At 69.5% G+C, this 8345-nt stretch carries 9 protein-coding genes, 1 tRNA gene and 1 pseudogene; 3 read left to right on the forward strand and 8 right to left on the reverse strand.

Annotated elements, in window-relative coordinates; translation table 11 throughout:
* Positions 1 to 3: 3 nt before the first annotated feature.
* The 6 genes from AC27VN_RS24760 to AC27VN_RS24785 all read right to left on the reverse strand — a co-directional run bounded on the left by AC27VN_RS24760 (position 4) and on the right by AC27VN_RS24785 (position 4671).
* Positions 4 to 1134, reverse strand: coding sequence for a zinc-binding dehydrogenase (locus tag AC27VN_RS24760; RefSeq protein WP_296781509.1), 1131 nt, complete (start codon positions 1132 to 1134; stop codon positions 4 to 6).
* A gap of 112 nt (positions 1135 to 1246) precedes the next feature.
* On the reverse strand, positions 1247 to 1849 hold the full coding sequence (locus tag AC27VN_RS24765) for a dual specificity protein phosphatase family protein (RefSeq protein ID WP_490878231.1): 603 nt from the start codon (positions 1847 to 1849) through the stop codon (positions 1247 to 1249).
* Positions 1846 to 2337, reverse strand: a complete 492-nt coding sequence (locus AC27VN_RS24770) for a hypothetical protein (protein WP_093355197.1) — start codon at positions 2335 to 2337, stop codon at positions 1846 to 1848. Before AC27VN_RS24770 ends, AC27VN_RS24765 begins: the two co-directional genes overlap by 4 nt.
* Positions 2334 to 3482, reverse strand: a complete 1149-nt coding sequence (locus tag AC27VN_RS24775; RefSeq protein ID WP_093355200.1) for an MGDG synthase family glycosyltransferase — start codon at positions 3480 to 3482, stop codon at positions 2334 to 2336. The genes AC27VN_RS24770 and AC27VN_RS24775 overlap by 4 nt, the downstream gene beginning before the upstream one ends.
* Before the next feature lie 330 nt (positions 3483 to 3812).
* Positions 3813 to 4583 (reverse strand): hypothetical protein, encoded by a 771-nt coding sequence (locus tag AC27VN_RS24780; RefSeq protein ID WP_490878232.1) that lies wholly within the window; start codon positions 4581 to 4583, stop codon positions 3813 to 3815.
* Positions 4552 to 4671, reverse strand: a tRNA-Arg gene (locus AC27VN_RS24785). The genes AC27VN_RS24780 and AC27VN_RS24785 overlap by 32 nt, the downstream gene beginning before the upstream one ends.
* A 111-nt stretch (positions 4672 to 4782) precedes the next feature.
* Here AC27VN_RS24785 and AC27VN_RS24790 point away from each other — a divergent pair.
* Complete coding sequence (locus AC27VN_RS24790) at positions 4783 to 5091, forward strand: hypothetical protein (protein ID WP_490878233.1); 309 nt, start codon at positions 4783 to 4785, stop codon at positions 5089 to 5091.
* Here the strand turns inward: AC27VN_RS24790 and AC27VN_RS24795 are convergent.
* Positions 5004 to 5258 (reverse strand): annotated as a pseudogene (locus tag AC27VN_RS24795) (nicotinamide phosphoribosyltransferase domain-containing protein); the annotation flags it as partial. The gene AC27VN_RS24790 and the pseudogene AC27VN_RS24795 overlap by 88 nt on opposite strands.
* A 72-nt stretch (positions 5259 to 5330) precedes the next feature.
* A complete protein-coding gene (locus AC27VN_RS24800) occupies positions 5331 to 6404 on the reverse strand; it encodes a bifunctional nicotinamide-nucleotide adenylyltransferase/Nudix hydroxylase (RefSeq protein WP_208507475.1) in 1074 nt (357 codons plus the stop codon).
* Between the two features lie 206 nt (positions 6405 to 6610).
* On the opposite strand from AC27VN_RS24800, the gene AC27VN_RS24805 reads away from it, so the two are divergent.
* Positions 6611 to 7411 carry a pseudouridine synthase gene (locus AC27VN_RS24805; protein ID WP_057593553.1) on the forward strand — a complete coding sequence of 267 codons (801 nt, stop codon included), beginning with the start codon at positions 6611 to 6613 and terminating at the stop codon, positions 7409 to 7411.
* The coding region (locus AC27VN_RS24810; protein ID WP_490878234.1) for a winged helix DNA-binding domain-containing protein at positions 7378 to 8345 on the forward strand (968 nt) is incomplete at its 3' end. The genes AC27VN_RS24805 and AC27VN_RS24810, both read left to right, overlap by 34 nt.

Raw genomic sequence — 8345 nt, forward strand, 5'->3', positions numbered from 1 at the left:
ATCTCAGGCCGCGATGCCCTTGTTGGGATTGAGCAGGAACTTCTCGCCCGTCGCCTGCTTGCCGTAGACGCCGATCGCATCGAGCTGCAGCGCCTCGGTCAGCGAGACCTCGCGGGTGTAGCGGCTCGCGAAGGTGGTCTTGAGCTCGGCCACCACGCGTGCGCGCAGCCGCTGCGTGCCTTCGGCGCCGAGCTTCTGCAGGAACGGGAACAGCAGCCAGCCGCCCATGCCCCAGGCCATGCCGAAATTGCGCACGAACTCGGTCGGGCCGCGGTCCAGGCCGCCGTAGATGTAGACCTGCTTGTGCGTGGTCGAGCCGTAGCGGCTGTATTCCTTGGCGGTGCGGTTGAGCGCCGCTTCCATGCAGCCGAGGATCTGGCCCGCGAGCTTGCCGCCGCCGGTGGCGTCGAAGGCCAGGGTGGCGCCGGTCTCGACCAGGGCCTGCGTGAGATCGTCGAGGAAGGTGGGCGAGGCGGCGTTGCAGACGTACTTGGCGCCGAGGCCGCGCAGCAGCGCTTCCTGCTCGGGCTTGCGCACGATGTTGACGAGCGCGATGCCGTCCTTCTGGCAGATCTTGTTGAGCATCTGGCCGAGGTTGGATGCGGCTGCCGTGTGGACCAGTGCGGTATGGCCTTCGCGCTTCATGGTCTCGACCATGCCGAGCGAGGTCAGCGGATTGACGAAGCACGACGCGCCATCGGCCGGCGCGGTGCCTTCGGGCAGTTCGAGGCATTGCGCGACGGCCACCGCGCGGTACTGCGAGTACATGGCGCCGCCGATCGCGGCCACGGTCTTGCCGAGCAGGGCCTGTGCCTCGGGCGAAGACCCGGCCTTCACGACCGTGCCCGCGCCCTCGTTGCCCACGGGCATCGACTGGTCGAGCCGGCCCGCCATCGCGGGGCGCGCGCGCTCGGGCACGGTGGCGGTGACGACCGGGCGCTCGGCGCTGCCCGAGGCCTTGGCGGTCGTCATGTCGGCGGCGCCGAACAGCAGGCCGAGGTCCGAGGGGTTCATCGGCGAAGCCTCGACGCGGATCACGACCTCGTGGGCCTGCGGTTCGGGGATGGGTTCGTCGTGCAGCGAGAGCTCGAGCTCGCCGTTCGAACGGACGAGGGAACGCAGTTGGAGTGCCATGGCGGATGCCCCTTGTGAAGCGGATGAAGCGTGTGCGGAAGGTGGGTGCGACCGGCCGCCGGGGGCCGGCGCGGGCCAGTATAGGAGCGGGCCGCGAAGCCTGCTGGCGCCTTCAGGACAGCCCTGGAACCGCCGGTGTCGCGGGTGCCTGGGCCAGCGCGTGGCGCATCTTCCCGGGGTCCACGCGCTCGATGTAGCGCGGGATGTTGCGCCACAGCGTGTGGTAGCCGTAGCCGCCGCGCAGCATCTCCTGGCGCGCGGCCTCCTTGTCCCAGCCCTGCAGCGCCATGCGGTAGACGGCGGAGACGACGCCGGTGCGGTCGGCGCCGTGCATGCAGTGGATCAGCACCGGCCCGTGCCGTTCGGCATCGAGGATCGCGTGCAGCGCGCGCTGCACCTTCGCGTCGTCGATGTCCCAGGTGTTGATCGGCACGCGCACCAGCCGCATGCCATGGCCCGCGAACACCTTGCGGTCGTCGTTGAAGGAACGCAGGCTGACCACGGTGCGGATGCCGAGCGACTGCAGCGCCGCCACGTCCTTCGCGCGCGGCTGGGCGCTGCGGTAGAGCGTGGGCGTGAGGCGGTGCAGGTTCTCCACGCCCAGCGCATCGAGCGGATCGGCCCAGTGGTCGGGCCGCTCCACGGGCGCGGCCTGCGCCTCGCGCTGCGCCCGCCGGGCCTCGCGCATGCGGCGCACGATGTTCGCGCGGCTCATCGGCGCGGCCAGTGCCGGCGCACCAGGATCAGCGCGGCGACCGCGAGGCCGCCCCAGTAATCGACCGGCGCACCCCACATCCAGTGCTTGTGCCAGAAGGCCTTGGTGGGGTTGAAGTTGTCCCAGCCGAAGGCCGGGTTGATGAGGAACCAGAGGAAGTCCTCGCAGACCCAGAACACGATCAGGCCCGCGAGCGCGAGGCCCCAGTCGCGCAGCTTCCAGCGGCCCGAGAAGGCCAGCGGCGAGAAGAACACCAGCGCCATGAAGGTGAAGACCCAGGCGTGGTAGCCGGTCATCGCGCGGCCGCCCCAGAAGATGTCGAGCCAGATGCTGTTCTCGATGCGCCAGGTCGGCAGCGAGGTGGCCCAGCCGGCGCCGCCCTCGATCTGGATCTCGGCATTGGCGAAGAAGAAGGCCATGGTGACGACCCAGAGCAGGTACACCAGGGTGCGGCCCACGGTGGGCCGGTCTTCGTTGCGCCAGCTCATGCCGACGGCCCCAGCACGCGATCGAGCACCGCGCGCGCGGCCCGTGGCTTGCCCAGCGCCTTGCTGCGCTGGGCCATGTGGGCGAGCTTGGCCGGATCGGCCATCAGCCGCGCGACCTTGTACTCGAGGCCGATGGCGTCGTAGGCGAGCCAGCCCGCGCCTTCCTCCATAAGGAAGCCGGCGTTGTGCTCCTCCTGGCCGGGGATCGGCGAGATCAGCAGCATGGGCTTGCCGAGCGCGAGGCATTCGGAGACCGTGAGGCCGCCGGGCTTGGTGACGACGAGGTCGGACGCGGCCATGAGCTTGTGCATCTCGTTGGTGAAACCCACGGCCACCACGCGGCCCGGATGGCGCGCCGCGAGAGCCTGCAACCGGCCGTGCATCTCGGCATTGCGGCCGGCCACGGCGATCACCTGGAAGCGGCCGCCGGGTTCGTCGCCGGCGCCGAGCGCGAGCACGCGCTCGACCATGCTCGAGAGATCGCCCACGCCGGCGCCGCCCGAGACCATCAGCAGCACGGGCCGCGCGGGATCGAGGCCAAGCGCGGCGGCGCAGGCGTCGCGCTCCAGCGCATCGGGTTCGGAGAAGGCGGGCATGACGGGAATGCCGGTGACGTGGATGCGCTCGGGCGGGATGCCGCGCGCGCGCAGCCGGAACGCGACCTCCTCGGTGGCCGCGAGGTAGCCGGTCATGCCCGGCACCAGCCACATGTTGTGCAGGTCGTAGTCGGTGACCTGCAGCCACACCGGATACTCGATGCGCCCGCGGTTACGCTCGCGCATCAGCAGTTCGGCCGGCAGGAAGTGGGTGCAGATCACCGCATCGGGCTTCTCGCGCCGGATCTCGCGCACCAGCGCGACGGTGCTCAGCCGCTCGATGCCGCGGCGCATGCGCTGCGAGGGCGCGTGGTGCGGCGTGACGTCGGTGCGCTGGTGCAAGTACGACCAGAGCTCGGGTGCGCGGTTCACGAGCTGGATGTACCAGTCGGTGTAGACCTTGCGAAAGCCCGCGGGCACGTGCGCCATGGCGTCGATGTGGACCGCCGGGCAGGGCGGGCTGAGGGATTGGGCGGTGGCGGCGAGGGCCTGGGCGGCCCGCACGTGGCCGTTGCCCGCGCTCACGCTGAGGATCAGGAGTTTGGTCATGTGTTCGGCGGTCTGCGCGGATTATGGCTAGGGCTTGTGGCAGTGCGGGAACCGGGGTCCGGGGCACCGGGGTGGGCTCACGCCGACGGCGTGCTCCCCTCCGCGAATGTCCCCCGCCCTTCGGGCTCCTCCTTTATTTCGCTGCGGGGAGCACACCATCGACGTGAGCCTGGACACGGCGGTAGAACCGGCCGCACAACCCGAGCGCGTCTCGGGCACAGGGCAGTGGGTGCTTCCCGCAGCGAAATAAAGGAGGAGCCGAAGGCGGGGGACATTCGCGGAGGGAAGTACCCGCTGTCCTGTGCACGCGCCCCCGGCCGCAACAAAGAGTCAGAGCGGCGCCCGAGAGGTAACCAACCGCCCAACGCCAGAAGCGGCAAGTCCACGGATCCCTTCGAAGCCAGACTCCCGAACGATCCGCCCGTTCTCATACACAGTCTCGAGCAGATCCACCTGCCCAGGCTCCAGAACTTGCTCGGCACGTTGCGTACGCACTTCGCCATCGGCGGACGCAGCCAGCACCAGCCGCCCCTTCTTCGAGGTCTTGCTCGTGTCGCCCACGGGCGCCTTGTAGACGTCGCGCCATTCGCCGTCGACCTGCATCGCCGAGCACTTCATCGCCCATTGCATGGTGTCGCGGTTCACCTGCTGCAGCAGCCCGCCACCCATGCCGAAGGCGATGTTCTCGGCCGAGAAGCCGTTGTGGAAGAAATTGGACAGGCACAGCCGCAATGAATCGAGCGTCACCCCGTCGCCCTGGATGATGCGCACGTTGTTCAGCACCCGGAAACCCTTGGCATTGGTGGTCGTGCCGAAGCGCTCGGCCAGGATCTGCGCCACCTTCAGCGTCGTCTCGGCCGGGTCGCCCGAGTCGGGGCGCACCACCAGCGTCGCGCCCGAGCGAATCACCTCCTCGCGCAGCGCATCGCCCCACAGGCGGGCGCAGGCGTTGAAGATGTCGTAGCTGTCGCTCACCACCGCGAAGATTGCGCCCGGCTTGCCGAACTGCGCCACCATGTTGCGGTAGGCATCGGCCTCGTGCTCGCGGCCCCAGCCCGTGATGGTGCTGTGCTCGGCCGCGGGAATCGAGAAACCCGCCACGTCGCAGTCGTAGTAGCGGCGCGCGGCCAACAACGCGCTCAGCGTGTCGGTGCCCATGAAGTTGACCAGGTGCGCCATGCCGCCGAGCGCCGCCGATTCGAGGCTCGAGACCCCGCGCGCGCCGAAGTCGTGCAGCTTGAACGCGATCTGGCCCTGCGGATCGTCGCAGGTGGCCTCGAGGTAGCGCAGCAGGGTGGTCTTGGCCGCGGCCGAGACCGTGGCCACCGTGGTCGGATACCAGATCGCACGCAGCAGCTCGGTCTCGAGGAAGCTCGTGACCCAGAAGAACTCGGGGTCGGTGTTCTCGATCGTCGCGAGCACGTTGTGCACCGGCAGCACGCTGCCCTCGGGCACCGCGCGGATGCGCACCGGCATCAGCCCGCCGTGCTTCTCGATCAGCCGCAGCCAGCCTTCGCGGTTGAAGGGCTCGCCGTGCACCGCCATCAGTGCGGCGGCTTCGTCCACGTCGTCGCGCGTCACCGGCGTCTGCAGGTATTCGCGCAGATAGGCCTGCAGTCCGAAGAACAGCGAATGGCTGAAGAGCCCGCCGCGCGACTCGATGTAGCTGAACACCGTCTGCGTGCCCGGCGGGTATTGCATCCAGTGCGACACCTTGTAGGAGTCGGTGCGCAGCAGCAGGTTGCTGCCGAGGGAGGGAGAGAGCGTGCGGTTCATGTGAAAGCTCCTTTCACGGTGGCACCCGTCAACCGGGGCCGTACTTGCTGACAAGGCCCGGGGCGAGTTCTCTCAGGACTTGCCCAGGCCACCCAGGAAATGATTGGCGATGAAGAAGTGGTCTTCGTAGACCCGCTCCTGCATGCCGAGGAATTCGGCGATCGGCACCCAGCGCACCGCGGCCGCGTCGTCGTCGGCGCGCACGTCCGACAGGCCGGTCCACTGGTTGTGCGCGAGCTCGAAGAAGAAGCCGTGCGTGATGGTGCGGCCGCGCTGCGAGCGCTCGGGCGCGTCGAACACATGGCTGCCCTTCATGCTGCCGTGGAGCACGGGCACCGGCACCTTGAGACGGGTTTCCTCCTTGAGTTCGCGCACCGCCGCATCGAGCAGCCGCTCCTGCTGGCCCACGAAGCCGCCGGGCAGCGCCCAGGTGCCGCGCCCCGGATGGAACTTGCGCTGCACCATCAGGATGTGGCCGGCCTCGACCACCACCGCGTCGACCGTGGTGTAGATCGGCGGGAAGTCGCTGCCCGCGTAGCGGTACTTGTCGCGGTAGTCGGCGAGGAAGGCGCGCTCCTCGCAGAGCTCGGCATAGTCGGCCGTCGAGGTGAAGCGTTCGAGAAAGGCCGCGCTGCCCTCGGGCAGGTCGGCGCGCGCGAGCTGGCCGCGGTTCTCGGGATCGAAGTAGAGGTTGCGCACGTCGGTGGCGTTGAGGCTCTCGACGTTGTGCTGGCCCACGAACTCCCAGTGCGGGAACAGCTTGAGGTAGTAGCTGGAGGCGTCCTTGAGGTGCCCCACCAGCGCCACCCTGGCCTGCGCGGGCGCGAGGCCGTCCTGCAGGATCAGCCGCTCGACCGCCGACTGGATCGACGCGATCCACAGCTGGTCGTTGTAGGGCGAGTCGCCCACACCGACCACGCTCACGCGCATCTGGTCGCCGCCGCGCAGGCAGGCGCGCACCATGCGTTCGCGTTCGTCGAAGGTGAAGGGGTTCTTGACGCTGCGCGGCGTGCGGTCGGAGCCGACCACCACGATCACGCGATCGGCCGCGCGGGCGGCTTCCTCGATGAGTCTCTGGTGACCGAAGTGGACGGGCTGGAAGCGCCCGATGACGATGGCGTAGTGGTACTTGCGTGTGGTGCTCATTTGGGAATCCCCCAAAAAGGGCGCGATCAACTCGCGCTTGCCGCCACGATAGCACCGGCCTCGCAGGCGGCGCAAGCCGGACAAAAGGCTTACGCCCTGCGCGCTGGCGATAATCGGCCATGCCCGCGCCTCCTCCTTCCAACGGTCCGTCCTCCTTTCGCCGCGCACCCGCGCCGCAGTCCGCGCAGGCCTCGGCCGACGGCCCCATGCGGCTCAACAAGCGCATGGCCGAACTCAAGATCTGCTCGCGCCGCGAGGCCGACGAATGGATCGCCAACGGCTGGGTCAAGGTCAACGGCAAGCCGGCCGAGATGGGCGTCAAGGTCACGCCCGCCGACCGCATCGAGATCGACAAGGCGGCCAAGGGCCAGCAGGCCAACCAGGTCACCATCCTCATCAACAAGCCCATCGGCTACGTCAGCAGCCAGGCCGAGGACGGCCACGAGCCCGCGGTCACGCTGTTCACGCCCGCCAACCGCTGGGCCGAGGACAACGCGCGCTTCTTCTTCAACCCGCAGCAGCTGCGCGGCCTTGCGCCCTGCGGCCGGCTCGACATCGATTCCATCGGCCTGCTGGTGATGACGCAGGACGGCCGCGTCGCGCGCCAGCTGATCGGCGAGGACTCGACGATGGAGAAGGAGTACCTGGTGCGCGTGGCCTACCACGGCCTGGGCCAGCCCGCGCCCACCGGCCAGCTGGTGCGCATGGACGACGACGACCCGGTCACGACCAACGTGCAGGCCGTGTTCCCGCCCGCCATGCTCGCCAAGCTGCGCCATGGCCTGAGCCTCGACGGCCAGGCGCTCAAGCCCGCGCGCGTCGAATGGCAGAACCCCGAGCAGTTGCGCTTCGTGCTGACCGAAGGCAAGAAGCGCCAGATCCGCCGCATGTGCGAGCTGGTCGGCCTCAAGGTGGTGGGGCTCAAGCGCGTGCGCATCGGCAAGGTCATGCTCGGCAACCTGCCGCTGGGTCAATGGCGCTACCTGGCACCGCACGAGAAGTTCTGAGCCTGCGCGCGCTGAACCGCGCCACGCTGGCGCGGCAGATGCTGCTGGCGCGCCAGCGCCTGCCGGTCGCGCAGGCCATCGAGCGCCTCGCGGGACTGCAGGCGCAGGCACCCAATCCGCCTTATGTCGGCCTCTGGAGCCGGCTCGAGGAGTTCCCGCGCGAAGCGCTGACCGAGGCGCTGCGCCGGCGCCGCGTGGTGCGGCTGTCGATGATGCGCGCGACCCTGCACCTGGTGAGCGCGCGCGATGCGCTGGCCTGGCGGCCGTTGCTCGATGCGGCGCACCAGCGCGGTTTGCTGGGCAACCACAAGCGCGCGCTCGAAGGCGTCGACCGTGCGCAGGCGCTGGCCATGGGCCACGCACTGCTCGACGAGCGGTCACGCACCAGTACCGAGCTCGGCCAGGCCTTGCTCGAACGCTGGCCGCACAGCGAGCCGGCCTCGCTCGCCGGGCTGATCCGCAACAACCTGCCGCTGGTGCACCTGCCGCCCGCGGGCAGCTGGAATTCGCACCAGAACGCGCTGCTGCAGCGGCTCGGCACCTGGCTCGGCAAGGAGGAAGAAGAGCAGGGCGCAGCCACGCAGGACGACCTGCTGCTGCGCTACCTCGCCGCCTTCGGCCCCGCGACCCTGGCCGATGCCGGTGCGTGGTCGGGCCTCACGGGCTGGAAGGCCGTGGCCGAGCGGCTCGGTGCGCGATTGCGCCGCTTCGAAGGACCGCAGGGTGAAGCGCTGTTCGACCTGCCGCGCGCGCCGCGTCCCGACGAAGCGACGCCCGCGCCGCCGCGCCTGCTCGCCGAGTGGGACAACCTGCTGCTCGCGCACGACGACCGCGCCCGCGTGCTCGACGAGGCGCATCGCCCGCGCGTGTTCACCGTCAACGGCATCGTGCGTGGCACGGTGCTGATCGACGGCTTCGTCGCGGGCACCTGGAA

The organism is Variovorax sp. 20P10.2.4, assembly GCF_058244205.1.